Genomic DNA, 26,691 nt, shown 5'->3' on the forward strand with positions numbered 1-26,691 from the left:
CCCCATTCCCGGGCCGCCGCCCCACTACCCGCCGTCATGCCAGAGCGCAAGCGCCTTACCCTGAAAGACCTGGCCGCCGAGATCGACGTGCATTACTCGACGGTCTCGCGGGTCATGAACCCGGCCACGCGGCATCTGGTGGCGCAGGACGTGGCGGCGCGCATCCTGGAGGTGGCCGAGGCGCGCGGCTTCCGCCCCAACCGTATCGCCGCGGGTCTGCGCACGCAGCGCTCCGGGCTGGTGGGCGTGGTGCTGCCCGATATCGCCAACCCGGTGTTTCCGCCGATCCTGGCGGGGATCGAGTCGGTGCTGGCGCAGCAGGGCTACGTGCCCATCGTCGTCAACGCCGGCACCGACAAGAGCCGGCAGCGCTTCATCATCGACCAGATGATCGGCCGGCAGGTCGAAGGGCTGGTGCTGGCGACGGCGGAGCGCGAAGACGCGGTCCTGGATTACTGCATCCGGCAGCATATCCCGGTCGTCACGGTCAACCGCGGCGAAGAGACGGGACGGGTCTCGTGCGTGGTCAGCGACAACCTGCTGGCGATGCGGCTGACGGTCGACCACCTGGCCGGCCTGGGCCATCGCCATATCGGCCATATCGCCGGTCCGGCCTCGCTGTCCACCGGCTTCCTGCGGCGCGAGGGCTTTATCCAGGCGGTCAAGCGGCACCGCCTGCGCCGCGACGCCTGGCATGTGATCGAGGCCGCCAGCTATTCGCGCGAGGCCGGCAAGCTGGCGTGCGCGCAACTGCTGGAAGCCTTTCCGGCGGTCACCGCCATCGCCGCCGGCAACGATCTGGTGGCGATGGGCTGCTATGACCTGCTGCGCGAACGCGGCCTGGATTGCCCCGCCGACATCTCGGTGGTGGGCCACAACGACATGCCGTTCGCCGATGCGCTGACCCCGCCGCTGACCACGGTGCGCATCGCCGTCCACGAAATGGGCGAGGAGGCAGCACGGCTGCTGCTCCGGCAGATCGACAAGCCGGGATCGGATGCGGTCACCGTGCAGCTCACGCCGCAGCTGATCGTGCGCGGCTCCACCGCGGCGCCACCCGATAGGCCATAGCAGGCCACGGTGTAAGGACGCGTCTCGTCCACGTTCGCTTGCCGGCCAGGACCTTCCGCTTTGCGGTTCGAAGATTTGGCTGCATGAGGGGCGCGTAAATCACCCTAGAACCAGTCGAAGCAGGCAGCGGAGGATACATCTACCTCTGAAGGCACGGCAAAGCCTGGTAAATGTGGCAGCACCCCATTGCAGGGTTCGCACGCCACGCAGGGCCGCCGGACACGGCATTGCCGTCGCCATGGCTCTGGAATGGGTCTTGCTGTTGCCAAGCAGGACACCCTGCGACAGGAGCTCGCATGCTATCCCTTGGCCCCGTGTCGCCGCGTGCCGCCTTCGAGCTGGTCCGGGAGAGCATCAACTCCTGGATCGACGACTATGCCCCGAGCATGGGCGCGGCGCTGGCGTACTACACCGTCTTCTCGATTGCCCCGTTGCTGATGATCGTCATCACCGTGGCGGGCGTGATATTCGGCGCGGAAGCGGCGCGCGGCGAGGTGGTCGGCGAGTTGAACGGGCTGATCGGCGCCGAAGGGGCCGAGGTGGTCGAAGAGATGCTGATCGCGGTCAGCGAACCCGCCGCCAGCACGATTACCGCCGTCCTTGGCGTGGTGGCATTGCTGGTGGGCGCCACCACGGTGTTCGCCGAGCTGCAGTCGGCGCTCGACCGCATCTGGCGCGTGCCGGAGCGCCAGAAGAGCTCGGGGCTGTTTTCGCTGCTGCGCGCGCGGTTGCTGTCGTTCGGCATGATCCTGGGCATCGGCTTCCTGCTGGTCGTCTCGCTGCTGCTCAGTGCCGGCATTTCGGCGATGGGGCGTGAGTGGGGGCCGCTGCTGGGGATCGACGAGGCGTTCGGGCACGCGCTGGACACCGCTATCAGCCTGGTGCTGACGACCGTGGTGTTCGCCATGATCTACAAGATCATGCCGCGCACCAAGATCCGCTGGTTCGACGTCTGGCTTGGCGCCGTCGTCACGGCGCTGCTGTTCACGCTGGGCAAGTTCCTGATCGGCCTGTACATCGGCAAGAGCGGTGTGGCCAGCGGCTATGGCGCCGCCGGGTCGCTGGTGGTGTTGCTGTTATGGGTGTACTACGCCGCGCAGATTTTCCTGCTGGGTGCCGAATTTACCTGGCATTTTGCCCAGCGCTTCGGCTCGCTGCGGCACAGCGGCCAGCCTGCGCCGCCGACCGCGCCGATACGCGGGCGGGCGCAGGTGGTCGTGGACGAGCATGCCCGGGGCGAGGCGACGCGCCATCCGGTGAAGACCGGCGACGAGGGCGTGACGCCCATCGTGGCGCTGTACGTCGACGAGATCGTGAAGGCTGCCGTCAAGGCGGGAGAGCAAGGGCAGGCAACGGCGGTCGCTATCGCGGATGCGGGGGAGAAGGCCTTCATTCACTTCAGGAGCGCAGCGGGTTCGGACAAGCAGGCATTGCGAAACCGCCTGCGCGAACTGGCGCAGGCGCTGGTGGTGTCCGCCGAGGCGGGCCACCACTCGGGCGATACCCGCGACCTGATCAAGTTCGGCGTGAGCTACGTCGAAGCCTGTCTGCACCGGACTCGCTGAGGCGCTGTGCAAACGCCGTCGCCGCCTCAGACGGACAACGTCGGCGCGGTCTCCCCCGTCTCGCCGAACACCACCACACGGTTGCGGCCGTCGCGCTTGGCCAGGTAGAGCGCCTGGTCGCCACCATGCAGGAAGGCGCGCAGGTCCGCGAACGCAGGGCCATCCCCCTCGCGGGCCGAGCTGGTGGCAATGCCGATGCTGACCGTCACCGCGCCGAGCGGGCTGGCCGCGTTCGGCAGTTCCAGCGCCTGCACCGCATGGCAGATGGCCTCGGCGACCCTTGCGGCGCCCGCGGCAGGCGTGCCGGGCAGCAGGATCGCGAATTCCTCGCCGCCATAGCGGCCGGCATAGTCGCCCGGCCGGCGGATATGTCTCTGGATGCAGTCGCCGACCGCGGCCAGCGCATCGTCGCCGGCAAGATGGCCGTAGCGGTCGTTGAACTGCTTGAAGTGGTCGACATCGACCATCAGCAGCGACAGCGGCAGGCCGTCGCGCCGTGAGCGCCGCCATTCCTTGTCGGCAGCGTCATCCAGTGCGCGCCGGCTGCCCAGGCCGGTCAGGCCATCGGTATTCACCATCAGGCGCAGGTGCGCTTCCATGGCAAGGCGGCGGCGCCACTGGCGCGACAGCAGCACCGCCAGTCCCACGAGCAGCGCATCGACCACGGCGATCAGCCCGGCAAACCACCAGGCGCGCTTGTACCAGGGCGCCAGCACGTCGCGGACCGAGAGTCCGACCACCACCATGAGCGGGAAGCCGGGCAGGCGCCGGTAGCTGTACAGCCGCTGCACGCCGTCGACTGCCGCGACGCCGATAAAGCTGCCTTCGGTGCCGCGCAGCAGTGGCGTGAAGGAAGAGCTACCCGAAATATTGCGGCCGATCGACGAATCTTCGTACGGGCGGCGCATGATGATGGTCCCGTCGGTGCGCAGCAGCGTCAGCGTGCCGCCGGAGCCGAGACTGACGCCGTTGAACAGCTTGCGGAAATAATTGATGCGCAGGGTGCCGACGACGATGCCGCCGAAGCTGCCATCCGGCGCCGGCATCCGGCGGCTCAGGCCGATGGATTTGTTCTCCGTCGTGATTCGGGGCTGGAACGGCTGGCTGAGGAAGGTGCCGGCGTGGGCGTCGTGTGCGTGGGCCTGGAAATAGTCCCGGTCCGCAACGTTGACGGCGCGGGGTGGCCACTTGTGCGAATCGAGCACGAGGTTGCCGCTGGCGTCGGCCACCAGCAGCGAACCCATGTCCTCGGCATTAAGCGACCGGTCGAACAGCACGCGCTGGCGCAATGCCGTGGGCAGCTGCATCACCTCGGGGGCGCGGATGGCATCGGCAACCCCGGCAATGGCGAACTCGTAGCTATGCAGGTTGCGCGAGATGCTGCGCTCCAGCGTCAGCGCCAGGTTGGCCGAGGCTTCGCTGGCGCTGGCGAGGGCGTCGCTGCGCATCCGCGCAAGCGCCGCGGCGCCCAGCCCGGCGATGGCGCAGGCCAGTGCGATGGTCACCGCAACGATCATCCCGGCGGGATTCAGGCGTACAGGCAAGCGTTGTCTTGCAAAGTCGATCATGGAACACGCGGGCGCTGCCGTTGCATTTTTTGCAGCATTGTAGTGCCCGCGGCCCCCCAGGTTGGCCGGGTGAAAAAAGAGTCACTGCTGGTGTTAATCGCGTGCAGTTCGCCAACCGTTTGCGAATGGAGACGGTTCAGGATGCCGGAGTACTGATACGGTCACTTCCCTGCGGCGCCTGGCATGGCGAAGGAGGCTGGGGGAGGGGACGCCGCAGCGGACTGTCGGGCATGTTGATCAGGTAGTGCGCCTCGCGCCTGAGTTGCGCGGCGAAGCTGGCGACGACCGGGGGCATCGGCGAATCGGCGCGGTAGATCAGGCATACCGTGTGGCTGGGCAGGACGTCCTCGATCGGCAGGACGGCGAGCCCGGTCGATGCCGACGCGCGGCCTTGCATCAGCTGGCGCGCCACCATGCAGAGCAGCTTGCGGTCCTGCAGCAGCGACTGGATCATGCCGAAGGTGTCGCAGCGCACCGCCACGCGCGGCAACGGCAGGGCCCGTGCCCGGAAGGCATCCATGATGGCCGCGCCGGGGCCGTGCATGCGGGTGGTCGTCAGGATCCACTCCGATCCCACCAGCTCGCGCAGCGAGCGCGCATGGCGCAGCGGATGTTCCTGGTGCGCCACCACCACCGAGTCGTTGTTGTAGAGCGGCTCGCAGATAAAGTCGTTGTCGATGCCTTCGTCTGGCACCGGGCTCACCGCCATGTCGATCAGGCCCGCGCGCAAATCCTGCAGGTGCACCGCGTACCGGCCGCTGTCGATGCAGACCTGCACCTCTGGGTGTTGTCGCCGGAAGCGGTTCAGTGCCGCGGGCACGAGCAGGTGGGCCGGTCCGCCGGTGACGCCGAGGCGGACCGTGCCGGTGCGCGCGCCCAGCATCTGCGTCATCTCCTCGGTTGCCCTGCGGGCCTCGGCCGCGATCAGGCGCGCGCGGCGCAGGAAAGCCTCGCCGTAGCTCGATAGCACGACGCCGCGCGTGGTGCGCGTGAGCAGCGGCACATGCAGCTCGTCCTCGAGTTGCCGGATGCTCTTGGTCAGCGCGGGCGCCGACACGTCGCGCGTCCTGGCCGCGGCGCGGATGCTGCCGCCTTCCGCCACCGCGATGAAGTCCTGGATCTGGCTGAGGCGCATGGCAGGAGCTCCGGTCGGGGCGTCAGTCCAGCGTGACCCCGGTGTCGGCGGTCAGCTTCAGCACCACCGGCAGGTAGGCTGTGTAGGCGCTGGCTGCCTCCGACGGGGTGTTGCCGATGGGCTCGGCGCCCATGTCCTCGACGCGCCTGGCGAAGGCCGGGCTTTTCACCAGCGCGCTGGCCTCGCGGCCGAGGCGGTCGATGATGGGCTGGGGCGTCCTGGCCGGGGCCATCAGCGTGATCGGCCCGGTCAGCCGGTAGGCGTCGTCGGGAAAGCCCGCCTCGGCAAAGGTGGGCACGTCGGGCAGCGACCTGGCGCGGCGCGGGCCGGTCACCGCGATCGGCCGCAGCTTGCCGCCGGCGAAGTGTTGCTGCAGCGCGGTGACCGAGCCGACGGTCACATTGACCTGGCCGGCCAGCAGGTCGGTCACCATCGGTCCTTCGCCGCGGTACGGCACGTGCAGGATGTCGACGCCATACTTCTTGCCCATGTAGGTCTGGATGGTATGCGGCTGGGTGCCCGGTCCCCACGAGCCCATGCGCAGCTTGCCGGGTTCCTTCTTCGCGTAGTCGATCAGTTCGGCAACGGTCTTGACCGGCACGCCGGCGTTGACCGCCAGCACGGTGCGCGCGGTGGCGATGTCCGAAATCGGGCGCAGGTCGGTGCGCGGATCGTAGGGAAGCTTCTTGTACAGCGCCAGGTTCGAGGTGACCGGGCCGGGGATGGTCAGCAGCAGGGTGTAGCCGTCGGGCGCCGCCTTGGCTGCCTGGTCGGTGCCGATGATGCCGCCCGCGCCGCCCTTGTTCTCGACCACGATGGTCTGGCCCAGCCGCTTGCCGAGACCTTCCGCCAGCGCGCGAGCCAGCGTGTCGGTCAGGCCGCCTGCGGGGTACGCCACCACCAGGCGCACGGGCCTGGCCGGGTAAGCATCGTCGGCGCTTGCGCCAAACGGCAGCAGGCTCAGCGCCGCGGCTGTGATCAGCAAGGCACGCCGCCGGCGGGCCAGGGTGCGGTTCTTCATGTCCTTGTCTCCTTTTCGAATCTGTGCCCGATGCCGGAGAACCTTATGGGCGGTGCGCCGTGAGGGTCAACACGATGGCCTATATTTCCAATATTTGGAAATTGATTCCGCCTTTTGACACTGGATGGCGCGCTGTCCAGACTGGGTAAAGAGGAAAAACGCCATGAACCTGCCAGTCGAACAATTCATCGCCGAACGCCGCCGCGAGGACCCGTCCTTCGGCGGCCTGCTGGCCAAGGGCTTCGCCCTGCTGCGCTGCTTTATCGACGAGCCGCGCCCGCTCGGCAACGGCGAGCTGGCGCAGCGGCTGCAGCTGCCGCGCGCCACCGTCTCGCGCATCTGCCGCACGCTGTTCGAGCTGGGCTACCTCGACTGGGATCCCAAGCTCGACAAGTACTTCGTCAGCGCCCAGGTGCTGGCGCTCGGCTACCCGTACCTGGCCGGGCTGCAGGTGCGCCACGTGGCCCGGCCGCTGATGCAGGCACTGGCGGACCGTATCGAGGGCGCTGCGTCGATGGGCGTGGCGCACCGGCTCGACGTGACCTACCTGCAGTCCTGCACCCACAACGAGGGCACCCCGGCGCGGCCGGGAACGGGCGCCGTGCGCTCGGTGCTAAGCACGGCCATGGGCCGGGCTTACCTGTGCACCTTGTCGAAGGCGGAGTTCGAAGGCCTGATGGTGGCCGCCCGCGAGGAGCGGCCCGAGGAATACGCGGCGTTCTACGACACGCTGTGCCACAACGTGGCGCACTACCCCAAGCGCGGCTTCGCGCTCAACGAGGGCGATGCCGGCATCGGCGTGTACGGCGTGGGCGTCTATTCGCGCATCAGGTACCTGAACCGCCCGCTGCTGTTCAACTGCGCCGTGCCCGGCTCGCAGGTGAAGCGCGGAATGATGGAAAAGAAGGTGGCGCCGCTGCTGATGGAGATGGTCCGTTCCATCGAGGCCGCCACCGGCCTGCGGCAATAGCCGGCCAGGCCCGGCCGAAACTATCCAGAAAACAAGATCCGGAGACTGCCACATGGTTGACCTGAATTCCCTGCTGTACCCGCGTTCGATCGCGGTGGTCGGTGCTTCCACCCAGCCAGACAAGGTGGGCGGGATGCCGATCCGGCTGCTGCGCGAACTGGGCTACGCGGGACGCCTCTATCCGGTCAACCCGTCCGCTGCCGAGGTGCAGGGCCTGCGCGCCTATGGCTCGCTGGCGGAGATCGGCGAACCCGTCGACCTGGCGATCGTGGCGGTGCCGGCCAGCGCCAGCCAGGACGTGATGGCGCAGCTTGCGGGCAACGGCACGCGCGCCGCGGTAGTCTTCACTTCCGGCTTCGCGGAAGCCGGGGAGGGCGGCGTGCGCATGCAGGACATGCTGGCCCGCAGCGCGCGCGATGGCGGCGTGACGCTGCTGGGCCCCAACTGCCTGGGTGCGATGAACCTGCGCGAACGCATGTTCGCCACCTTCTCGCCGATCCCGCTGGGCGGGGTGCCGCCGGTCGGAGAAGTCGGGCTGGTCAGCCAGAGCGGCGCCTTCGGTGCCTATGCGTATGCGCTGGCGCGCGAGGCGGGTCTGGGGCTGAGCCACTGGGTCACCACCGGCAACGAGGCCGGGCTGCAGGTGGCCGACGTGATCGAGTGGCTGGCCAATGACCCCAACACCCGCGTGATCCTCGCCTACATCGAAGGCTGCCGCGACGGCGCGCGCCTGCGCCAGGCGCTGGCAGCGGCGCGTGCGGCGGGCAAGCCGGTGGTCGTGACCAAGGTCGGCACCACGGCAGCCGGCGCGCGCTCGGCGCAGTCGCACACGGCCAGCCTGACCGGCGAGGACGCGGTGTACCAGGCGGTGTTCAATGCCTACGGCGTGCACCGGGCCCATACGCTGGAAGAATTCTTCCGGCTCGGCTACGTGCTGTCCCGCGGCCGGTGGCCGGCGGCCTGGCAGCGCCCGGATGGGGACGGCGCCGGTGCCGCCACGCCGCTGGCGATCGTCACCGTGTCGGGCGGGGTGGGCATCATGATGGCCGACCGCGCCGAACAGCTGGGTTTGCCGCTGCCGCCGATGCCGGACGACGCGGCCGGGGCGCTGCGCACCGCGATCCCGTTCGCCAGCACCGCCAACCCCATCGACGTGACCGGGCAGGTTGTGGCGCAGCCGCGCGTGTTCATGGATGCCATCGCGGGCGTGGCGCGCAGCGGCGCCTATGGCTGCGTGGCGGCCTTCCTGGCTGGCGGCGCCAATGCGCCGCGGCTGTGGCCGGAGCTGCAGCAGACCGTCGGCGCGTTGAGCGAAGACGCGAATGCCGTACCGCTGTTGCTGGCCGGCATCGTCGACGACGACAAGCGCGCATGGCTGGAAGCACGCGGCTGCCTGGTGTTCCGCGAACCGGGCCATGCGGTCGAGGCCGTCGCCACGCTGGCGCATGCGGCGGCGCTGGAGGCCGCCAGTGGTGCGGGTACGTCGCCAGACGCCGGGCGGCAGCGCATGCGCGATGGACTGCTGCGCGACCTGCCGCCCGAAGCGACAGCGCTGTCCGAATACGAGGCGATGCGTTTGCTCGCCGATGCAGGGGTGCCGGTAGCCGCGCATGGTCTGGCACACGATGTCGACGAGGCCGTGCGCATTGCCGGGCGCCTTGGCTATCCGGTGGTGGTGAAGCTGTGCTCGCGCGAGATCCTGCACAAGAGCGACGTCGGCGGCGTGGCCCTCAACCTCGCCGATGCGCAGGCGGTGCGCGATGCCTTCGCCCGCATGGCGCAAGCGGTGGCGCATGCACGTACCGATGGCGGCGCGCCGGTGCCGTTCGAAGGCGTGCTGGTGGCGCGCATGGTGCGCGGCTGGGGCGAGGTGATGGTCGGCGTGCGGCGCGATCCGGTGTTCGGGCTGGTGGCGCTGGCGGGCATCGGCGGCACCGCCGTCGAGATCTTCCGCCAGACCGCGTGCGGGCTGGCGCCGCTGTCACACGCCCAGGCGCGCGCGATGCTGCGCGACAGCCGTGCCGCCGCCTTGTGCGAAGGGCATCGCGGCAATCCCGTGGTGGACCTCGATGCCGCCGCGCAGGTGCTGGCCACGGTATCGCAACTGGCCGCCGAACTGGGCGAGCGCCTGGACACGCTCGAAATCAATCCGTTCATCGTCACCGCGCAGGGGCTGGTTGCCGCCGACGCGGTGGTCACGCTTCGCCCGGACCGCCGCAGCGCGGCATAGCGACGGCGCGCAGCGCGGTGGACAGGATGCCCGCACAGACGGGCGCCGCCGCCGCGGCAGGACGCAGTACCTCTAACAAGACTGGAGACAAGCATGCAAATGCACATGCACTTGCCGTCACGGCGCATGGCGCTGCGCGCACTGGGCGCGCTCGCCGTGGCGCTGTGCGGGGTGGCTTCCCCCGCGCACGCCGGCTCCTATCCCGACAAGCCGATCCGGCTGGTCGTTCCGTTCCCGCCGGGCGGCGGCACCGACGTGGTCGGCCGGCTGCTGGCGGCGGGCCTGTCGAAGGAGCTTGGCAAGACCGTGGTGGTGGAGAACGTGGCCGGGGCCACCGGCACCATCGGCTCGGCCCAGGTCGCGCGCGCCGCGCCCGACGGCTACACGCTGGTGCTGGGCATCTCCGCCACGCATGCGATCGCGCCGGCGATCTTCCCCAGGCTGCCCTATGACCCGCTGCGCGACTTCGTGCCGGTCAGCCGGCTTTTCTACGGCGGCAACGTGCTGATCGCCGGCCCCGGCTTTACCGGCCGCGACCTGCCCGCGCTGATCGCCGCGGCCAGGCGCCCCGGCGCCGACCTGACCTACGGCTCGTGGGGCAACGGCTCCGGCGGCCATCTCGCCGGCGAAAGCCTCAACGTGCTGGGTGGCATCCACTTGCGCCACATCCCCTACAAAGGTGTCAGCCCCATGCTGACCGACGTGATGGGCGGCACGCTGCCCGTGGCCATGTCCGACCTCGCCGGCACGCTGCCGCTGATCCGTAGCGGCAAGGTGCGGGCGTTGGCGGTCACCGGCTCCGAGCGCTCGCCCGCGCTGCCCGACGTGCCGACCTTTACCGAAGCCGGCGTGGCGTTCGGTGTCGACAGCTGGTTCGGGCTGTTCGCTCCCGCGCGCACGCCGGCCGAGATCGTCGACAAGCTCGAACGCGCCACGAACGCCGTCATGCGCGACCCGGCCATCAAGGCGCAGGCCGAGGCGCTCGGCATGCGCTACACCCACCAGCCGCGCAGCGCCTTCGCCGCGCAGATGCGCAGCGATGTGCCCGCATGGGCCGCGCTGGTCAAGTCGAGCGGCGCGGCGCAGGAATGAGCCGCTACCTGTTGCCCTGTTCCTTCACATTCTTCGGAGCTCTTGCATGAACCATCCCGCGCCACAGTTCTTCTCCGCACCCGTCTACGGCTCCAGCCAGGAAGCGCTGGTCGCCGCCGCAGCCATCCCGCTGGTGATCTACGGCTATCCGCTGGTCGAGACGATCCGTACCTGCAAGGTGCAGACCGCGGTCAGCGAGGCCACCGGCTATGGCCGCGCCCCGGTCAACACGCTGTCGGCGAGCGAGCGCCAGTGGACGCATGAAGACCGCGACGTGGTCACGCCCGCCAATGACCTGCTGTACTTTTGCGGCTGGGCCAACCTGGCCGACGGACCGGTCACGCTGCGCGTGCCGCCGCTGCCGCAGTGTGACCCACAGCGCGACCGCTACTACGTGGTGGAGTTACTGGATGCCTATACCAACAACTTCGAGAACCTGGGGCCGCGCAACGTACCGGCCGAAGGCGGCACCGTGACGCTGATCGGACCCGGCCAGCACGCCGAAGGCGAGCATGTGGTGGCCTGCCCGACCTCGCTGGTGTGGCTGCTGGGGCGCGTGCTGGTGCAGGGCCCTGACGACCTCGCCGCGGCCCATGCGTTCGAAAGCGGCTTCGCGCTCGACGCCCCGGGCAAGGCGATGCCGCAATGCGTGCGCGACTGGCGCCACACGGGCAGCGAGGCGCTCGACTTCTTCCAGAACCTGTTCAACGCGCTGCACGAGTATCCGCCCACCGAGCGCGAACTGGGCGCGTTCACGTTGCTGCGCAAGGCCGGCCTGAAGCTGGAAGCTGATATTGACGTGACGGCATTGCGCGCGGAGATCCGCACCGGCCTGGAGAACGCATATCGGCAGGCCATGCAGCTGATCGAGGCGCACACACGCAGCCAGGGCCGCAAGAGCTGGGGCTACAGCCTGAAGCTGGGCCTCTATGGCGACGACTGGCTGCAGCGCGCCTGCACCGCGATGAAGGGCCTCGGCGCGCTGCGCGCCGACGAAGCCATCTATGCGATGGCCGATTTCGATGCCGACAGCGCGCCGCTGCATGGCGCGCACGCGTACGAGCTGCGCTTCCCGCCCGGCATGCTGCCGCCGGCGCAGGCGTTCTGGTCGGTCTCCCTGTACGGCGAGGACCGCTTCTTCAGCGCCAACGAGATCGGCCGCTACGCCGTGGGAGACCGCACGCCGGGCCTGCGCATGGAGGCCGACGGCAGCCTGGTCATCCCGATCTCGCACCGCCGGCCCGAACAGGCCGAACAGGCCGAACACGCCGAACACGCCGACAACTGGCTGCCGGCACCCGCGGGCCCGTTCTACCTGATCCTGCGCCTGTACCATCCCGCGCCGGCCTTTATCGCGGGCGAGTACCGCATTCCGCCGGTGCGCCGCATTGCCTGAGGAGCGAGATCCCATGACGCCATCCCACGCTGACTCCCGCACGCCCGCGCTGGCCCGCGAGGCCGTGCTGTACACGCTGCCGCTGTACGAAATGGCGCGCATGCGCGCCGCCACCTGCCCGCGCCGCCGGCGTGAAGGCGCTTTTGCCGACGGGCGCCCGGACGGCACGCTGCGCTGGGTCAACCAGTTCTTCCACACGCGCCAGCTGCTTGGCCCGCAACACCGGCAGGTGGTCACGCCCAACAACGACACGCTGTACAGCAACGCGTGGCTGGACCTGTCGCAGGGACCGCTGCTGCTGGAGGTGCCGGACAGCGCCGGCCGCTACTACGTGCTCGGGCTGCTCGATTTCTATACCAATCCCTTTGCCTACATCGGCAGCCGCACCACGGGCACGCAGGCCGGTCGCTTCCTGCTGCACGGCCCCGGCTGGCACGGCGACGCACCGGCTGGCGCCACCGCCATCGCCTGTCCGACCGATGCGGTGTGGCTGCTGGGCCGTCTGCTGGTGGACGGCGCGGACGACCTGCCCGCGGTGCATGCGCTGCAGGACCGCATCCGGCTGACGCTGCCGGATGGCGGCGACCCCGTGCGCGCCTGCGACGTCGGCATGCAGCCCAACGAACACCTCGGCGCGTCGCCGCAGCAGGTGCGGCGCTACGCTGAAGTGGTGAACCGCGCGCTGCGCGAGAACCCGCCGCCTGCGGACGAGGCGGCGACCGTGCAAGCCTTCGCGCCGCTGGGCCTCGGTGCCGCGTGCGAGGGTGTGGCGCTGGACGACACGCAGGTGATGCTGCTGGCCGCTGCCATGGAAAAGGTGCTGGCTGAACTGGCCCGGCCGATGCCTTCCGCGCTGGGCGGCGGCTGGAGCCTGCCGGTCGAGATCGGCGCGTCGTTCGGCGCGCGCTATGCCGAGCGCGCGCAGGTGGCGCGCAACTACATCGGCGCGCTGGGCATGGAAGAGGCCATGTACATCATCGCCGACTGCGACGCGCACGGCCGTCCGCTCGACGGCAACGAGCCGCACGAGCTGGTGTTCCCAGCCGGCCAGCTGCCGCAGGTGGGCGCCTTCTGGTCGCTGACCATGTACGGCAAGGGCGACTGCATGCTGGTGGAGAACCCGATCGGCCGCTACTCGCTGGGCGACCGCTCGCCCAGCCTGCGCTATGAGCCGGACGGCAGCCTGCGCCTGCGCCTGGGCGCCGCAGCGCCGCGCGACGCGGCGTGCCACGGCAACTGGCTGCCGGCGCCGGCGGGGCCCTTCTACGTGGCCCTGCGGCTCTACGTGCCAGGCGAGGCGCACCTCGGCAAGACCTTCCCGTATCCGGGCATCCAGTCCGCGGAGGCATGACGATGACCGCCGACACGATATCGCGCAGGGCCATGCTGGCCCGCATGCGTGGCCTGATGCTGCTGGGCGCGGCGCCGGCGCTGGCGCCGCTGGCCGCGCTGGCGCAGGGGTATCCGGCGCGCACGGTGCGGCTGATTTCCCCGTATGGCCCCGGCGGGTCCAACGACACCTCGGCGCGGCTGCTGGCCGAAGCGCTGAGCCGCAAGTACGGCAAGCAGTTCGTGGTCGAGAACAAGCCCGGCGCCGGCACCCGGGTTGCCAATGAAACGCTGGCGCGCGCCGCCCCCGACGGCTACACGCTGCTGTGGGCGGCCGCGCCGTTTGCCATCAATACGGCGGCCGGGCTGCCGCAGCAATACGACATCCACAAGGATTTCGTCGCGGTGGGGCCGCGCGTGGCCGGCCCGGTGTTCCTGATCGTCAAGGCGGATTCGCCGGCGCGTTCGGTCGCGGATTTCGTGAAGCTGGCGCGCGCCAGGGCGGAAGGCGTGACCTTCGCCTCGCCGGGCGCCGGTTCCGGGCCGCACCTGACGGCGGAGCTGTTCGGTGCCCAGGCGAAGTTCAAGGTGCTGAACGTGCATTACCGCGGCGATGCCACTGCCTACACCGAGCTGCTGGCCGGCCGCGTCGATGCCACGCTGACTGCCATCACGACGGCGCTGCCGTTTATCAAGGCAGGCAAGCTGCGGGTGCTGGCGGTCGCGTCGGAACAGCGCACGCCGGTCTATCCCGATGCGCCCACCTTCGTCGAGCAGGGCTTTCCCGGCGTGATTGGCTCCGGCTGGTTCGGCCTGATGGCGCCGGCCGGCACGCCCGCCGCCATCGTGCGCCAGCTCAACCAGGATGCCAGCGCCGTGCTGTCCGGCACGGAGGTGCGCAACAAGCTGGCGGCGCTGGGGTTGCAGCCGGAGCCGGTGGACAGCGCCGGCTTTGCGCGGTTCATCGACGCGGAAGTGCGCAAGTGGGCCGCGGTGATCAAGGCCAGTGGCGTGGTGCTGGAGTAGCGGCACACACGCCACATGCACGCGCTTACTGGATGCCGAAGGTGTCGGCTGTGTCGTGCTCCAGCATGTCGGCGGCGGCGCCGTACAGGCTGCGCGAGACATAGCTCCTGACCTGGCCGGCGCGCGTACGCAGCCACCCGGCCTTGAGCCGGCGCGCCTCGGCCAGCGTGGGGGCGTCGCCCGGCGCCAGCGCCAGCACGTCGATCACATGCAGCGCCAGCTGCGTTTCGCCGCGCCCGGCCAGGGCTTGCGCGTGGCGGATCAGCGCGCCGTGGTCGGCCACCGCCACCGCGATTTCCGCGGCGGCATCCTGCGGCGCGGCCGGATGCAGCGTGGTCGCGTTGCGGTCCCACCAGCCGTTCTCCGAGCGGTAGATATCGCGGGCGATATAGCTGGGATCCCCGTATGTCGGCCGCATCCACGGCTGGTCGAACAGCTCCGCCGGCGGCTTCAGCGCGGCCAGCATCTGGCGCTCGTTGCAGCCGGCGTTCATCAGCCGCACCACCTCGGCGCGCAGCCAGCGCAGCGCGCGGGCAGTCTGGCCCAGCACGCGTTCGCATTCCGCCGCGCCCTGCAACGTCGGCCCGAACTCGCGCACCACGGTACGCGGCTGCAGCGCGGCCATGCGCTCCAGCGTCTCGGCCCAGCGCACGGTATCGCGCAGCGTGCGGAAGGGGGTGCCGATATTGGGGATGGAGTCGATCACGGCAGGGCCGCCATACAGCACGCGCCGTCCCGGCAGCCAGGCCGCGATCGCGTCGTCGGTCTCCGAGGGCGCCCACAGCAGTTCAGCGCGGCGCTCGCCGTGGCCCAGCGTCAGGCCTTCGGCAAAGGTCTCGGTCGGCGCAGTGTGGCCTAGCTTGCCGGCCAGCGCGCCGGCCGGGCGGCGGAACTGGATTTCCGCCATGCGCTCCTGCATGCGCGCGGTGTCGCGGTAGCGCGCCTGGCGTGCCAGCACGTTGACGTGGGCCAGCAAGCGCGGCGCCGGCTCGCCGCGCGCGGCGGCATGGTCGAGCCATTGCTGCACGCCGGCGTTGTAGCCCATATGGCCGTGGCTGTAGCAGATCGCCAGCACGGGCAGGCTGGTCTGCGTGCGCAGCGCCTCGATCATGCCGGCGGTGACGCGGCCGCCGGGGCCGCTGTCGACCACCAGCAGTCCGCCGCCGACGTCGGCGACAAAGCTCTGTCCCTGCCCGTGCAACAGCCAGACGCCGTCGTCGATCGGTTCGATGCCCGTGCCGGTCACCAGCGCGACGGCCTTGTCCTCGAGATCCTGCATGCGTGACTCCCTGAGAAAAAATGGGTCCGGCAGGCCGCCATCCGCTGGACGGATACGGCTTGCCCTCAGCGGCAATGTCGCGCAAACGGGCGGCGCATGGGGATTGGGGAAACTCCCCGCAAGCCGACGCCCGTCACCCGTCGGGCCAGCGCCGGCGCGGCGCGGGAGCCGACCACGCTGGCGCGGTGTGAACCCGTGGTTAGCAGCCAGCGTTGCGCGGCAGTTCCCGGTTGTCGCGCGGCGCGCTAAGGCGGCAGCGATGCCCGGGATAACCCCCGGTGCTAACCGTGGGTTTACGCCCCCGCGATCCTGGCATCTGCCGCAAAAGGCGCGGCTGCCGCATGATCCTTTCGCATCATCGCAACGGGAGTGGATCGCATGGCAAGCCGGCAAGACCTGCCTCTGGCAGGCATTCGGGTAGTGGAGTTCGGGCAGTTCATCGCGGCGCCGGGCGCGGCCATGATGCTGGCCGACCTGGGCGCCGACGTGGTCAAGGTGGAAGCGCTGCGCGGCGACAGCGCGCGGCGCTTCGACGGCACCAGCCCGCAGAGCCCGATGTTCCTGGCGTACAACCGCGGCAAGCGCGGCATCGCGCTGGATCTGCGCACCAACGGCGGCGCGGAGGCGGCGCGCCGGCTGGCACTGGGCAGCGACGTGGTGCTGCACAACACCCGCCACGGGGTGATGGAAGCGCTTGGTCTCGACGCTGACACGCTGCGCGCATTGAAGCCAGATCTGGTCTATGCGTCGATCAGCGGCTTCGGCACGCGCGGGCCATCGCGCTCGCGGCCCGGGCTCGACATCGCCGCGCAGGCGGAAAGCGGCATGATGTCCGTCACCGGCGAGGCCGGCGGACAGCCGCTGAAGGCGGGTTTCGCGCTGATCGACGCGGCCACCGCGCTGGCGGCCGCCAATGCCATCCTGGCGGCGCTGTTCCGCCGGCTGCGCACCGGCATGGGCGAGAGCATCGAGACCTCGCTGCTGCAGGTCGGCGTCCAATTGCAGGCGCAGCTGTGGGCGGAGTACCAGTGTTCCGGCGCGCTGCCGGTGCGCAGCGGCAACAGCCAGCCCAAGGCCGCGCCCGCGGCCGACGTGATCGCGGTGGCGGACGGGCACGTGGTGCTGTCGGCTTACCTGGACGAGCACTTCAGCCGCCTGTGCGAGGCCATCGGCCAGCCCGCGCTGGCGCATGACCCGCGTTTCGCCGGCAATGCGCTGCGCGTGCAGAACCGGCCCGCGCTGCTGGCGATCCTGCACGCGGCGCTGCGCCACCTCAGCGGCGATGCCGCGCGTGCGTTGCTGGAGCGCCATCACGTGGTCGTCGGCGTGGTGCGCGATTACCACCAGGTCAGCGCCAGCGGCGACGTGCGCGCCAGCGGCATCCTGCGCGTGGTCGGCAACGGCGAGGGCGGCCAGCTGGAGCTGCCGGGACTGCCGTTCACGCTGGCAAGCATGAAGGCCGACGACATGAAGGCCGACGACATGCCCGACGTGCCCGACGTGCCACGGCTCGGCCAGCACACCGCCGAGGTGCTGGCCGAGCTTGGCTACGACGCTGCCCAGATCGACGCGCTGGCCAGCGCCGGTGCAATCGACCTTGGTTGCGGGCAACGGGGGGCGGCATGAGCGAAGTGCTGCTGGTACGCCATGCCGGCTGGGCCGAGATCGTGCTGAACCGGCCCGCGCTGCGCAACGCCATCGATGGTGCGCTGGCCCGTGCGCTGGCCGAAGCCATCGACACGATCAATGCCGACTCCGAAACGTGCGCGGTGCTCCTGCGCGGTGCCGATGGTGCCTTCAGTTCCGGCCTCGACCTGAAGGCCCTGCAGGCCGAGCCCGAAGGCATGGCCGGGTTTGCGCGGGTCTGGGAACGGGTACACCAGTCGCTATTGCAAAGCCGCAAGGCCTGGATCGTCGCGCTGGAGCGCCATGCGGTCAATGGCGGCGCGGCGCTGGCACTGGCCGGCGACCTGATGGTCTGCGGCGCCGGCGCCTTCCTGCAGATCGGCGAAATCCGCCTCGGCATGGCCGCGCCGCGCAACGCGGCGTGGCTGGCGCTGCGGCACTCCGAAGCGGTGGCGGCGCGGCTGTGCCTGCTGGGCGACCGGGTGCCAGCGGCCGACCTGTTGCGGCTGGGCATTGCCACCGAAGTCACCGACGACGCGCAGGTGCTTGGCCGCGCGCGCGAACTCGCCGCGACCATCGCCGGCTTCCCGGCCGACGGCGTAGCGGCGATCAAAGGCGGCATGCGCGCCGCCACCACCCGCCGCAACATCCATCACTGAAGGGAGACCCCGCATGAGCGATTCCCATATCCCCGACAGCGAAGCCTCGCTGCAGGACTTCCGCCGCGAGGTGCGCGCCTTCGTCGCGCAGGCGCTGCCGCATGGCGTGCGCGAGAAGGTGCGCCTGGGCCTGGAAGTGAGCAAGGACGAGATGATCGACTGGCAGCGCCGGCTGGCCGGACGCGGCTGGCTCGCGCCGCACTGGCCGCGCGACTGGCAGGGCCAGGGCTGGAGCGCCGAGCGCCGCGCCGTGTTCCAGGAGGAACTGGTGCTCGCCCACGCGCCGGAGACCGGCGGCATCTCGATCGAGATGATCGGACCGGTCCTGATCCGCTACGGCACGCCGGCGCAGCAGCAATACTTCCTGCCGCGCATCCTCAACCTGGAACACTGGTGGTGCCAGGGCTATTCCGAGCCCAACGCCGGCTCCGACCTGGCCTCGCTGAAGACCCGCGCCGTGCGCAAGACCCGTCCCGACGGCACCGAGGTGTACGTGGTCAACGGCAGCAAGATCTGGACATCGTATGCGCAGTACGCGGACTGGATCTTTTGCCTGGTGCGCACCGACACCGGGGCGCGCGCGCAGCAGGGCATCAGCTTCCTGCTGGTCGACATGCGCAGCTCCGGCATCAGCGTGCGGCCGCTGGTGGGCATCCACGGCTGGCACCTGTTCAACCAGGTGTTCTTCGATGATGTCGAGGTGCCCGTCGGCAACCGCGTCGGCGACGAGAACGCCGGCTGGGCCATCGCCAAGTCGCTGCTGGAGCATGAGCGCCTGAACCTGGCGCGCGTCGCCGAGAACCGGCGCCGGCTGGCCAAGGTGCGCGCCATCGCCGGCGAACTGGAAGAGGGCGGGCAGCCGCTGCTGCGGCGGCCGTGGTTTGCGCGCCGGTTCCGCGAACTGGAGGTGCGTCTTGAGGCGCTGGCCGCGACCGTGCTGCGCTTCCGCCAGCGGGCGCGCGCCGGCGAACGGCTGGGCCCGGAGACCGGCATGCTCAAGCTGCTGGGCAGCCGGCTGATCCAGGACATCGAGAACCTGGCCGTCGACGCAATCGGGCCAGGCACGCTGGCCTATGACCGCGCCGCGCATTTCGAGCCGGCGGCGCCGCAGCCCGGGCATTCCGCCTATGCGCCGGCGGCTTCCGCACGGCGCTTCGTTACCCGCGGCTACACCATCGCCGGCGGCTCCAGCGAGATCCAGCACGAGCTGCTGGCCAAGCAGGTGCTGGGGCTCTAGTCCCCGCACCGCCGACAACAGGAACAACCCCATGAGCGACCTTCAGGACAATCAGGACGATCGCCGCATGCTGCAGGAAAGCGTGCGGCGCTATGTCGAACGCGACTACGGCTTCGCGCAGCGTGGCGCGGCGCTGGCCGAACCGGGCGGTTTTTCACGCGGGCACTGGCAGGCATTTGCCGAATTCGGCTGGCTGGCGGTGGGCTTGCCCGAGACGTGCGGGGGCCTCGGCGATGCCGGCGATCAGGCCCTGCTGGCCGAGGAGCTTGGCCGCGCGCAGCCCGCCGAACCGTGGCTGGCCAATGCCGCGCTGTGCGCGCCGCTGCTGGCCGCGTGCGGCGATGCGGCGCATGCGGCCACCGCCGCGGAGATGGCGGAGGGGCGCACGTTGCTCTCGCTGGCCGCATGGGAGCCGCAGGGGCGCTATGACGCTTTCGACGTCGGCACCACCGCGCGGCAGCACGACGATGCCAACGGCCAGTGGATGCTGGACGGGCGCAAGACCCTGGTCCTTGGCGGCGGCTGCGCGGACGTGCTGCTGGTGCTGGCCCGCACCAGTGGCGCACGCCGCGACCGCGACGGCCTGACGCTGTTCGCCGTGCCCGCCGCCACGCGCGGCATTCACATCGAAGCATTGCCGACCTACGACGGCCGCCAGACCGCGACGGTGATGCTGCGCCGTGTCAGCGTGCCGGACAGCGCGCGTATCGGCGCGGTAGGCAGTGCCTGGCCGCTTGTCGAAGCCGCCATCGACCATGCAACCACCATGGCCTGCGCCGAAGCCGTCGGGACCATGGCCCGCGCCTTCGAACTGACCCGCGACTACGTGGCCACGCGCGAGCAATTCGGCCGCCCGCTGTCCGCCAACCAGGTGATCCGCCACCGGCTGGTGGACCTGTATGTCAGCGTCGAGCAGGCGCGCGCCATCACCGAGGCCGCCGCCGCCGCGCTGCACGGCGACGCGCCCGCGCGCCGGCGCGCGGTCTCGCTTGCCAAGGCCTTCGTGTCGGTCGGGGCGAGGGCGCTTGGCGAGGACGTGGTGCAACTGCATGGCGCGGTGGGAATGACCGACGAGATGGAAATCGGCCACTGCTACAAGCGGCTGGCCGCGCTGGCCAACCTGTTCGGCGATGCCGACTGGCATTACGAACGGCTTGCGGACTCCGCGAAGTCCGCGAAGTCCGCGAAGTCCGCGAAGTCCGATCACGCGGCGCAGGCGCACGCAGCCTGAGCCGCCAGCCTGAGCCCCATTTGAGCCCCCTTTGAGCACCATTACCCAGGGCGCCGGCGAGCGCCCGTTCACAGCAAAGCCGGCAACGCACCGGCACAGCGCGGCCAATGCGCCGCACGGAGACAGCAGCATGTTCAGCCATCACACTGGCGCCCGCCGGGCGGGCACGGCCCTCGTTGCGGCGCTGGCCTTGACGGGCGCCACTGGCGCGCACGCCGAAGCCGCTTACCCGAACTACCCTAACCGACCGATCCGCATGGTGCTGCCCTCGGGCGCCGGCACCGTGACCGACCAGACCGCACGGCTGGTCGCCGAGCGCCTGACCACGGCGCTGAAGCAGCCGGTCGTCGTCGACAACCGCCCTGGCGCTAACGGTATCATCGCCAGCGAGACCGTGGCCCGCGCAGCGCCGGACGGCTACACGCTGCTGTTCACCTATTCCGCCACGCTGACGGTGAACCCCTGGACCACGCCGTCGCTGCCCTATGACCCGGTCAAGGATTTCACGCCGATCGCGCGGCCCAGCGCGCCCGGCGGCAACCTGCTTGCCGTCAGCGCCAGCGTGCCGGCGCGCAACCTGCAGGAACTGCTGGCCTATGTGAAGGCCAGCAAGGCCGAGCTGGCGTACTGCTCGTGGGGCGTCGGCTCGGGCGGTCACCTGGCGATGGAGTACCTGAAGGCGAAGACCGGCATCCACCTGCGCCATATCCCCTACAAGACCGCTACCCAGTGCAGCAACGACCTGGCGGCGGGGCACGTGATCATCGGCATTACCGATTCCGTCTCATCCATCCCGCACCTGAAATCCGGCCGCATCCGCGGCATCGCTGTCTCCGGCCCGGAGCGGCTGTTGCCCACGCCGGATGTGCCGACCATGACCGAGCAGGGTGTGCCGTTCCAGCAAGCCAGCTGGGTCGCGCTGTTCGGGCCCAGGGGCTTGCCCGCGCCGATCGTCGCGCGGCTCAACGCCGAGGTGAACCGGATCCTGCAATCGCCTGAAGACCGCGAGCGCTTCGCCGCGATGAACCTGAAGCCGGCCACGCCGGCCAGCGCGGCCGAACTGGCGAAGCTCGTCAGCGCGGACCTGGCGGCGTGGGGCGAGGTGGTGAAGGTGGCGGGGCTGAAGGCGCAATGAACGCCGCACGCGACGACAACAATGAGGACAACAACGAGGACGGGAGACAAGCAGCGTGAAGGCTAGACAGTGGATGGCAATGGGAATGGCAGGGGCGGCACTGGCGGGCGGCAATGCGGCAGCGGGCACGATGCAGCTGTTCGGCGTGGTCGATGCGTCGATCGAATATGCCAGGGGCTCCGACAGCGTGGTGCGGATGCGCGAAGGCCAGCAGGCGGCGTCGCGCTGGGGCATCCGCGGGATCGAAGACCTGGGCGGCGGCCTGAAGGCCAACTTCCTGGTCGAGTCGGGCTTCAACATCGACAACGGCACCGAGTTCTTTGGCAATAACCGGCTGTTCGGGCGGCAGGCCTACATGGGACTGTCCGACGGCTGGGGCGAATTCCGCCTCGGCCGCCAGTACACGCCATCGTTCTATGCGCTGCTGCGGCTCGACCCGTTCCTGCTCAACGGCGCGGTGTCGCCGTTCAACCTGCTCAGCGCCACGGCATCGCAGGGCACTGGCCATGTGGCCTACGGCGCGCGCTTCGACAACGCGGTGCAGTACTTCTCGCCCAACTGGGGTGGCTTCGCTTTCGGCGCCGCGGTGGCGCCGGGCGAGGTGCCGGGCTCGCCGCGCTCGGGACTGAACTTCGGCATGAACGCGACCTACGAGGCCGGCAATGCCTATGCCTTCTACAGCTACCAGGGCATGTACACCGGCGCCAACCTGCCGATCACGCCGACGCTGACGTCGAACCACTTTGTCGGCGGCTCCTACCGCTTCAGGCCGGTGGAGGTCGGCCTGCTGTTCAGCGCGGCAAGCAGCAACCGTCCCGATACCCGCTCGGCGCGCCACTATGGCGTGACCTTCAGCTGGACGGTAACGCCGCGCGACACCTTCAAGGCCGCGGCAATCAAGCGGCAGATCCTGGGCGGCGGGGAACGGCCGCTGGCCATGACCATCGGCTGGGACCATGACCTGAGCAAGCGCACCACGGCGTACATGCGGGCGGTGTGGGTGCATAACAGCCCGGGCGGCAGCGCCAGCATCAACAGCATCGCGGTCGATCCTGGCAGTGGCGACGATGCCAGGTCGGTGAGCGTGGGGTTGCGGCATCGGTTTTGAGGGTGGGCGGGCGGCGCGCATGGCATGCCGTCCGGGTATCCCACGCCGACACAATGCTCATGGCAAGCCAGCACGCCGCTTCGCACAATGGAAAGGCCAACCGGAGCCTTTCATGTCCTCATGCATTCTTTTCCTGGAAGCGGAATGCCGGCGCCTGCGACTGCGCGCCGGCGCGGAACTGGTCTGCCGCGGCGGCAGCCTGTGGCTGACCTTCGAAGCGGGGGAGCGGCCGTCGCCTGACGTGATGCTCGCGCCCGGCGAGCGCTACCGGCTGCATCGCGACGCCGACGTGTTCATCGCCGCGCTGCATGGCGCCGGCCCCGCGTTGTGCCAGATCGAAGCGCCGCCGCGCTCCCGCGGCGCCGGTTCGTCGTGGCTCGGGCGATTCAGGTGGCTGGGGAGCGCCCGGGCGTCCTGACGGTGTGCGCGGCTTCAAGGCAGATCCATTCGGCCACGCGCCTGACATCCTCGCGCGGATCGTCCGAGGCATGGACCAGCCAGTACGCGTTAGGGCTCGGCGGCGCTTGCAGCGCCGTCGGCACGATCACCAGCTGGCCGCCATCGATCAGCGGCCGCACCAGCTCCAGCCGCCCCAGAGCGATGCCCTGGCCCGCCAGCGCGGCATGGATGACCTGGTCGTACTGGTTGAAGCGCAGCATGCCGCGCTGGCTCGCCTGATGGTAGCCGCCTGGCTCCAGCCAGCTGCGCCACTGCAGCCACGGGCGGGGATCGTCGAATTCCAGCAGCGGCAGGCGCAGCAGCGCCTCGTCGTGCCCGGCCGCCCCGGCTACCTCGCGCACCAGCGACGGATGGGCGACCGGGGCGATGTGCTCGCCGAACAGGCGTACGGCACCGGGCGGCGCCGCGGCATCGCGGCAATAGCGCACGGCGAGGTCGATGCCCTCGGCGCGCAGGTCGCTGATGCGGTTGCTGGCGGACAGGCGCACATCCAGGTGCGGATGCGTCTTCTGCAGGCTCCCCAGCCGCGGCAGCAGCCACAAGCCGGTGACGCCGATGCTGGCGGTGACCGTGACCGGCCGCTGGCCCTCGATGCGGCGTACCTCGGCGACCACGTCCTGCAACTGCTGCAGCGCGCTGTCGGCACTGCGGAACAAGCGTTCGCCCTCGGCGGTGAAGGCGACGCCGCGATGCTTGCGCACGAACAGCGGCACCTTCAGCTGCTCTTCCAGCGCGTGGATCTGCCGGCTGACCGCCGACTGCGTCAGGCACAGGTCATCAGCTGCCTGGGTGATGCTCATGCGCCGGCCAACGGCGACGAAGCCCTTGAGCAGGTCGAGCGGGAACAGTCTGACGAGCGGCACTGACATGCGAGGGCCTCCTGGCAAACACGGCGGACAGACGCGGGAAGCTCCATTACAGCACGATCCGTTGAGTCTTTGCCATGCGTCGTGCGCATGGCAAAACGACAGAATGATCGCTTGAAGCAGGGCGCCGGGGCGGCTGCAATAGAGCCATCCCGCGCCTGCCGGCGCCATCGTCCGACAAGGGCCGTCATGACCACCCGCCTGCCGCATCCGTCCGCCGCCATCGCTCCTCAGCAAGCCGCCACGCCGTGGTGGCGAACGCTGTGGGTGGTGGTGCTGGCCGGCGGCGTGCTGATGGGCCTGGCGCTGGGCGTGCGCCATGTGCAGGGGCTGTTCCTGCTGCCCATCATCGGCGAGCGCGGCTGGACCCGCGAGACCTTCGGCTTTGCGATGGCGGTGCAGAACCTGACGTGGGGACTGGCGCAGCCCTTCACCGGCATGCTGGCCGACCGGTACGGCTCATGGAAGGTGATGGCCGGCGGACTGGTGCTCTATGCCGCCGGGCTGTACGGGATGACGCAGGCGGACACGTCGCCGGCCCTGGTCTGGTCGGCAGGCGTGTGCATCGGCATCGCGCTGTCCGGCACGACCTTCGGCGTGGTGTACGGCGCGCTGAGCCGGATGACCGACGCCGCGCAGCGCAGCCGCGCGCTGGGCCTGGCCGGCGCCGTCGGCGGCATCGCGCAGTTCGCGCTGGTGCCGGCTACGCAGGGGCTGCTGGTTGCATCGGGATGGGCCGGCACGCTGCTGATGCTCGCCGTCGCGCTGGCCGTGGTGCTGCCGCTGGCGCTGCCTTTCCAGGATCGGGCCGCCGAGGCGCCGGCGCCCGTTGGCAATACAGCCAGCGCGGCTGCCGGCGAACTGCCGCTATTGGCCGCCGTGCGCGAGGCGTTCAGCCACTCCGGCTTCTGGCTGCTGAACCTTGGCTTTCTGGCATGCGGCTTCCAGCTGGCTTTCATCGCCAGCCACCTGCCCGCGTATCTGCTGGATCGCGGCATGCGTCCGGCCGACGGCATGGCAGCGCTTGCCATCATCGCGCTGGCCAATGTGGCCGGCATCTACGTGTTCGGCCTCCTGGGCGGACGCCACAGCAAAAAGTACCTGCTCGCCGGCATCTACCTCGCGCGCACGTCGGCGATGGCGCTGTTCCTGCTGCTGCCGCTGGGCACGCCTACCTTGTACCTGTTCTGCGCCGCGATGGGTTTCCTGTGGCTCGGCACCGTGCCGCTGACCAACGGGATCCTCGCGCAGGTGTTTGGCGTGCGCTACCTCGCCACGCTGTTCGGCTTTGTGTTCTTCGGCCACCAGCTTGGCTCGTTCTTCGGCGTATGGCTGGGCGGGCTGGTGTTCGAGCTGACGGGTTCGTACGAGCCGGTCTGGTTCGGCGCCATGGTGCTGGGCGTGCTGGCCGCGGCGCTGCACTGGCCGATCGACGACCGGCAGATCGTCAGGGCCGGCCTCGCGCCGGCGCGGACATGACGCCGCGCTGCGGACCGGCACTCGGTGCGTGGCTGTCGGCGCTCAGCCTCGCGGCCGTGTGCGCGGCGGCACTGGCTGCGTGGCTCGATCCGGCTTATGCGCTGGCGTGGGTGCAGCTGATGGCGCTGTGCCGCTAGTGGTCGGGGGTCGCGTGACAAAAGTCGCGCCGGGCCAGTCGAGGTGCGAGCCTCGCCGGAAACCGCATATTCATATCCTGACATCTTCGTTCCTGCGGGTTGCCGCTGATCGCCCGCGAACGCGGCGAATTCGAGAAAAACCTGGCTTCCAAGGGGATCAAGGTCGAATGGGTCGGCCCGTTCCCCAATCATGCCCCGTCGCTGCAGGCGGTGGTGGGCGGCAGCGCGGACTTTGGCTTCTGGGGCAGCACCACGCCGGCCCTGGCGGCCATGATCGCCGGTTCGCCGCTGGTCTTTGCGCAGTTCAATGTGTACGGCCGGCGCAGCACGGCGATCATCGTCAAGAAGAACTCGGGCATCAGCTCGGTGCGCGACCTTGCCGGCAAGAAAGTCGCGGTCAACCGTTCCGGACTGGGCGAGTTCCTGCTGGTGGCGGCGCTGGAGAAGAACGGCATCGACCGGTCCAGGGTGGAGTTCGTCTACCTGAACCCGCCGGACGCAGCGCCCGCCTTCGGCCAGGGCAAGGTGGATGCCTGGTCGATGTGGTCGCCGGGGGTAGACATCGCACGCCAGCAGTTCGATGCCAGGACCATCTTCTTCGAGGGCAGCGACCTCGATTTCCTGATCGACTATTCCTCGCTGGTGACCGCGCGCCGCTTCGCGACGGAAAACTCGGCGCTGGTGCGCGCGGTGATCGACGCCTATCGGATCGAAGGAAAATGGCTCGACGAGAACGGCCCGCAAGCAGAGTTGTTCGCGCAGAAGGAGGGCAAGTACAGCGACGCGGTACGTGACCACCTGGTCTCGCTGCGCCGCAAGAACAAGTTCTACGAGGCCGACGACAAGGCGTTCCTGGCGGACTTCCAGCGCGCCGCCGACTGGCTGTCGGCACGTCGCATCCTGCCGAAGAAAATCAACGTCGCCGACTACTCGGTCCGGGTGTAAGGCGCCCCACTTCTTCGCGGTCGAGCAGCACGTCGGCACCCGTGATGAACCGTTCTCGCGCCGCGTGCTGGAACTGGCGGGGAAGGGCAAGACGTTCGGCGTGCCGCCGACGGGGGCGTTGTTCTAG

At 69.7% G+C, this 26,691-nt stretch carries 23 protein-coding genes; 18 read left to right on the forward strand and 5 right to left on the reverse strand.

Annotation, left to right across the window (positions count from 1 at the left end):
- Positions 1 to 36 precede the first annotated feature (36 nt).
- Positions 37 to 1,071: a LacI family DNA-binding transcriptional regulator gene (locus LPA45_RS29730; protein WP_116321920.1), complete on the forward strand. Its 1,035-nt coding sequence runs from the start codon at positions 37 to 39 to the stop codon at positions 1,069 to 1,071.
- Between the two features lie 296 nt (positions 1,072 to 1,367).
- On the forward strand, positions 1,368 to 2,636 hold the full coding sequence (locus tag LPA45_RS29735; protein WP_376790665.1) for a YihY/virulence factor BrkB family protein: 1,269 nt from the start codon (positions 1,368 to 1,370) through the stop codon (positions 2,634 to 2,636).
- A 26-nt stretch (positions 2,637 to 2,662) separates the two neighbouring features.
- On the opposite strand, the gene LPA45_RS29740 is transcribed toward LPA45_RS29735, so the two are convergent.
- From LPA45_RS29740 to LPA45_RS29750, 3 genes are all read right to left on the reverse strand, one after another.
- On the reverse strand, positions 2,663 to 4,180 hold the full coding sequence (locus LPA45_RS29740; protein ID WP_317920986.1) for a sensor domain-containing diguanylate cyclase: 1,518 nt from the start codon (positions 4,178 to 4,180) through the stop codon (positions 2,663 to 2,665).
- Positions 4,181 to 4,340: 160 nt separating this feature from the next.
- Complete coding sequence (locus LPA45_RS29745) at positions 4,341 to 5,339, reverse strand: LysR family transcriptional regulator (protein WP_317920987.1); 999 nt, start codon at positions 5,337 to 5,339, stop codon at positions 4,341 to 4,343.
- Positions 5,340 to 5,361: 22 nt separating this feature from the next.
- Entirely contained in the window at positions 5,362 to 6,360 is a 999-nt protein-coding gene (locus LPA45_RS29750) for a tripartite tricarboxylate transporter substrate binding protein (RefSeq protein ID WP_116321916.1), read from the reverse strand.
- Positions 6,361 to 6,523: 163 nt separating this feature from the next.
- Between LPA45_RS29750 and LPA45_RS29755 the strand changes: the two genes are divergently transcribed.
- The 6 genes from LPA45_RS29755 (at position 6,524) to LPA45_RS29780 (ending at position 14,403) form a co-directional block, all read left to right on the forward strand.
- Positions 6,524 to 7,330, forward strand: coding sequence for an IclR family transcriptional regulator (locus tag LPA45_RS29755; RefSeq protein WP_116321915.1), 807 nt, complete (start codon positions 6,524 to 6,526; stop codon positions 7,328 to 7,330).
- Between the two features lie 52 nt (positions 7,331 to 7,382).
- On the forward strand, positions 7,383 to 9,560 hold the full coding sequence (locus LPA45_RS29760; protein ID WP_317920991.1) for an acetate--CoA ligase family protein: 2,178 nt from the start codon (positions 7,383 to 7,385) through the stop codon (positions 9,558 to 9,560).
- A gap of 93 nt (positions 9,561 to 9,653) precedes the next feature.
- On the forward strand, positions 9,654 to 10,652 hold the full coding sequence (locus tag LPA45_RS29765; protein WP_317920993.1) for a tripartite tricarboxylate transporter substrate binding protein: 999 nt from the start codon (positions 9,654 to 9,656) through the stop codon (positions 10,650 to 10,652).
- Between the two features lie 46 nt (positions 10,653 to 10,698).
- Positions 10,699 to 12,048 carry a DUF1254 domain-containing protein gene (locus LPA45_RS29770; RefSeq protein WP_317920994.1) on the forward strand — a complete coding sequence of 450 codons (1,350 nt, stop codon included), beginning with the start codon at positions 10,699 to 10,701 and terminating at the stop codon, positions 12,046 to 12,048.
- Between the two features lie 13 nt (positions 12,049 to 12,061).
- Positions 12,062 to 13,399 carry a DUF1254 domain-containing protein gene (locus LPA45_RS29775; RefSeq protein WP_317920995.1) on the forward strand — a complete coding sequence of 446 codons (1,338 nt, stop codon included), beginning with the start codon at positions 12,062 to 12,064 and terminating at the stop codon, positions 13,397 to 13,399.
- Positions 13,400 to 13,401: 2 nt separating this feature from the next.
- Positions 13,402 to 14,403 carry a tripartite tricarboxylate transporter substrate binding protein gene (locus LPA45_RS29780; protein ID WP_376790685.1) on the forward strand — a complete coding sequence of 334 codons (1,002 nt, stop codon included), beginning with the start codon at positions 13,402 to 13,404 and terminating at the stop codon, positions 14,401 to 14,403.
- Positions 14,404 to 14,428: 25 nt separating this feature from the next.
- Here the strand turns inward: LPA45_RS29780 and LPA45_RS29785 are convergent, their stop codons facing one another.
- Positions 14,429 to 15,682 (reverse strand): alkyl sulfatase dimerization domain-containing protein, encoded by a 1,254-nt coding sequence (locus tag LPA45_RS29785; protein WP_317920997.1) that lies wholly within the window; start codon positions 15,680 to 15,682, stop codon positions 14,429 to 14,431.
- Between the two features lie 378 nt (positions 15,683 to 16,060).
- Here LPA45_RS29785 and LPA45_RS29790 point away from each other — a divergent pair, with 378 nt between their 5' ends.
- From LPA45_RS29790 to LPA45_RS29820, 7 genes are all read left to right on the forward strand, one after another.
- A complete protein-coding gene (locus LPA45_RS29790; protein WP_317920999.1) occupies positions 16,061 to 17,308 on the forward strand; it encodes a CaiB/BaiF CoA-transferase family protein in 1,248 nt (415 codons plus the stop codon).
- Positions 17,305 to 17,967 (forward strand): enoyl-CoA hydratase/isomerase family protein, encoded by a 663-nt coding sequence (locus LPA45_RS29795; RefSeq protein WP_317921000.1) that lies wholly within the window; start codon positions 17,305 to 17,307, stop codon positions 17,965 to 17,967. Before LPA45_RS29790 ends, LPA45_RS29795 begins: the two co-directional genes overlap by 4 nt.
- Positions 17,968 to 17,980: 13 nt before the next feature.
- Positions 17,981 to 19,204, forward strand: a complete 1,224-nt coding sequence (locus LPA45_RS29800) for an acyl-CoA dehydrogenase family protein (RefSeq protein WP_317921001.1) — start codon at positions 17,981 to 17,983, stop codon at positions 19,202 to 19,204.
- 31 nt (positions 19,205 to 19,235) lie between these two features.
- Positions 19,236 to 20,435 (forward strand): acyl-CoA dehydrogenase family protein, encoded by a 1,200-nt coding sequence (locus tag LPA45_RS29805; RefSeq protein WP_317921002.1) that lies wholly within the window; start codon positions 19,236 to 19,238, stop codon positions 20,433 to 20,435.
- A 130-nt stretch (positions 20,436 to 20,565) separates the two neighbouring features.
- A complete protein-coding gene (locus tag LPA45_RS29810; RefSeq protein ID WP_116321904.1) occupies positions 20,566 to 21,570 on the forward strand; it encodes a tripartite tricarboxylate transporter substrate binding protein in 1,005 nt (334 codons plus the stop codon).
- Between the two features lie 73 nt (positions 21,571 to 21,643).
- Entirely contained in the window at positions 21,644 to 22,678 is a 1,035-nt protein-coding gene (locus LPA45_RS29815) for a porin (protein ID WP_317921056.1), read from the forward strand.
- Positions 22,679 to 22,790: 112 nt separating this feature from the next.
- The gene (locus LPA45_RS29820; protein WP_317921003.1) at positions 22,791 to 23,096 is read left to right on the forward strand and encodes a DUF2917 domain-containing protein; all 306 of its coding nucleotides are present in this window, start codon (positions 22,791 to 22,793) and stop codon (positions 23,094 to 23,096) included.
- Here the strand turns inward: LPA45_RS29820 and LPA45_RS29825 are convergent.
- Positions 23,065 to 24,006, reverse strand: a complete 942-nt coding sequence (locus LPA45_RS29825; RefSeq protein WP_317921005.1) for a LysR substrate-binding domain-containing protein — start codon at positions 24,004 to 24,006, stop codon at positions 23,065 to 23,067. The genes LPA45_RS29820 and LPA45_RS29825 overlap by 32 nt on opposite strands.
- Positions 24,007 to 24,192: 186 nt before the next feature.
- On the opposite strand from LPA45_RS29825, the gene LPA45_RS29830 reads away from it, so the two are divergent.
- The 3 genes from LPA45_RS29830 to LPA45_RS29840 all read left to right on the forward strand — a co-directional run bounded on the left by LPA45_RS29830 (position 24,193) and on the right by LPA45_RS29840 (position 26,564).
- A complete protein-coding gene (locus LPA45_RS29830; RefSeq protein WP_317921006.1) occupies positions 24,193 to 25,482 on the forward strand; it encodes an MFS transporter in 1,290 nt (429 codons plus the stop codon).
- On the forward strand, positions 25,479 to 25,619 hold the full coding sequence (locus tag LPA45_RS29835; RefSeq protein ID WP_317921008.1) for a hypothetical protein: 141 nt from the start codon (positions 25,479 to 25,481) through the stop codon (positions 25,617 to 25,619). The genes LPA45_RS29830 and LPA45_RS29835 overlap by 4 nt, the downstream gene beginning before the upstream one ends.
- Before the next feature lie 99 nt (positions 25,620 to 25,718).
- The gene (locus LPA45_RS29840; RefSeq protein WP_317921009.1) at positions 25,719 to 26,564 is read left to right on the forward strand and encodes an NrtA/SsuA/CpmA family ABC transporter substrate-binding protein; all 846 of its coding nucleotides are present in this window, start codon (positions 25,719 to 25,721) and stop codon (positions 26,562 to 26,564) included.
- Positions 26,565 to 26,691 lie beyond the last annotated feature (127 nt).

This window comes from Cupriavidus sp. Agwp_2, assembly GCF_040784895.1.
Lineage (GTDB): Bacteria > Pseudomonadota > Gammaproteobacteria > Burkholderiales > Burkholderiaceae > Cupriavidus.

What these genes read in the sequence shown, in the direction of transcription:
- LPA45_RS29805 (WP_317921002.1), top strand. Translation starts at nt 19,236, where the DNA reads ATGAGCGACCTTCAGGACAATCAGGACGATCGCCGCATGCTGCAGGAA.
- LPA45_RS29815 (WP_317921056.1), top strand. Translation starts at nt 21,644, where the DNA reads ATGGCAATGGGAATGGCAGGGGCGGCACTGGCGGGCGGCAATGCGGCA.
- LPA45_RS29735 (WP_376790665.1), top strand. Translation starts at nt 1,368, where the DNA reads ATGCTATCCCTTGGCCCCGTGTCGCCGCGTGCCGCCTTCGAGCTGGTC.
- LPA45_RS29760 (WP_317920991.1), top strand. Translation starts at nt 7,383, where the DNA reads ATGGTTGACCTGAATTCCCTGCTGTACCCGCGTTCGATCGCGGTGGTC.
- LPA45_RS29810 (WP_116321904.1), top strand. Translation starts at nt 20,566, where the DNA reads ATGTTCAGCCATCACACTGGCGCCCGCCGGGCGGGCACGGCCCTCGTT.
- LPA45_RS29755 (WP_116321915.1), top strand. Translation starts at nt 6,524, where the DNA reads ATGAACCTGCCAGTCGAACAATTCATCGCCGAACGCCGCCGCGAGGAC.
- LPA45_RS29820 (WP_317921003.1), top strand. Translation starts at nt 22,791, where the DNA reads ATGTCCTCATGCATTCTTTTCCTGGAAGCGGAATGCCGGCGCCTGCGA.
- LPA45_RS29830 (WP_317921006.1), top strand. Translation starts at nt 24,193, where the DNA reads ATGACCACCCGCCTGCCGCATCCGTCCGCCGCCATCGCTCCTCAGCAA.
- LPA45_RS29825 (WP_317921005.1), bottom strand. Translation starts at nt 24,006, where the DNA reads ATGTCAGTGCCGCTCGTCAGACTGTTCCCGCTCGACCTGCTCAAGGGC.
- LPA45_RS29750 (WP_116321916.1), bottom strand. Translation starts at nt 6,360, where the DNA reads ATGAAGAACCGCACCCTGGCCCGCCGGCGGCGTGCCTTGCTGATCACA.
- LPA45_RS29785 (WP_317920997.1), bottom strand. Translation starts at nt 15,682, where the DNA reads ATGCAGGATCTCGAGGACAAGGCCGTCGCGCTGGTGACCGGCACGGGC.
- LPA45_RS29800 (WP_317921001.1), top strand. Translation starts at nt 17,981, where the DNA reads ATGAGCGATTCCCATATCCCCGACAGCGAAGCCTCGCTGCAGGACTTC.
- LPA45_RS29835 (WP_317921008.1), top strand. Translation starts at nt 25,479, where the DNA reads ATGACGCCGCGCTGCGGACCGGCACTCGGTGCGTGGCTGTCGGCGCTC.
- LPA45_RS29770 (WP_317920994.1), top strand. Translation starts at nt 10,699, where the DNA reads ATGAACCATCCCGCGCCACAGTTCTTCTCCGCACCCGTCTACGGCTCC.
- LPA45_RS29790 (WP_317920999.1), top strand. Translation starts at nt 16,061, where the DNA reads ATGGCAAGCCGGCAAGACCTGCCTCTGGCAGGCATTCGGGTAGTGGAG.
- LPA45_RS29765 (WP_317920993.1), top strand. Translation starts at nt 9,654, where the DNA reads ATGCAAATGCACATGCACTTGCCGTCACGGCGCATGGCGCTGCGCGCA.
- LPA45_RS29780 (WP_376790685.1), top strand. Translation starts at nt 13,402, where the DNA reads ATGACCGCCGACACGATATCGCGCAGGGCCATGCTGGCCCGCATGCGT.
- LPA45_RS29775 (WP_317920995.1), top strand. Translation starts at nt 12,062, where the DNA reads ATGACGCCATCCCACGCTGACTCCCGCACGCCCGCGCTGGCCCGCGAG.
- LPA45_RS29745 (WP_317920987.1), bottom strand. Translation starts at nt 5,339, where the DNA reads ATGCGCCTCAGCCAGATCCAGGACTTCATCGCGGTGGCGGAAGGCGGC.
- LPA45_RS29730 (WP_116321920.1), top strand. Translation starts at nt 37, where the DNA reads ATGCCAGAGCGCAAGCGCCTTACCCTGAAAGACCTGGCCGCCGAGATC.
- LPA45_RS29795 (WP_317921000.1), top strand. Translation starts at nt 17,305, where the DNA reads ATGAGCGAAGTGCTGCTGGTACGCCATGCCGGCTGGGCCGAGATCGTG.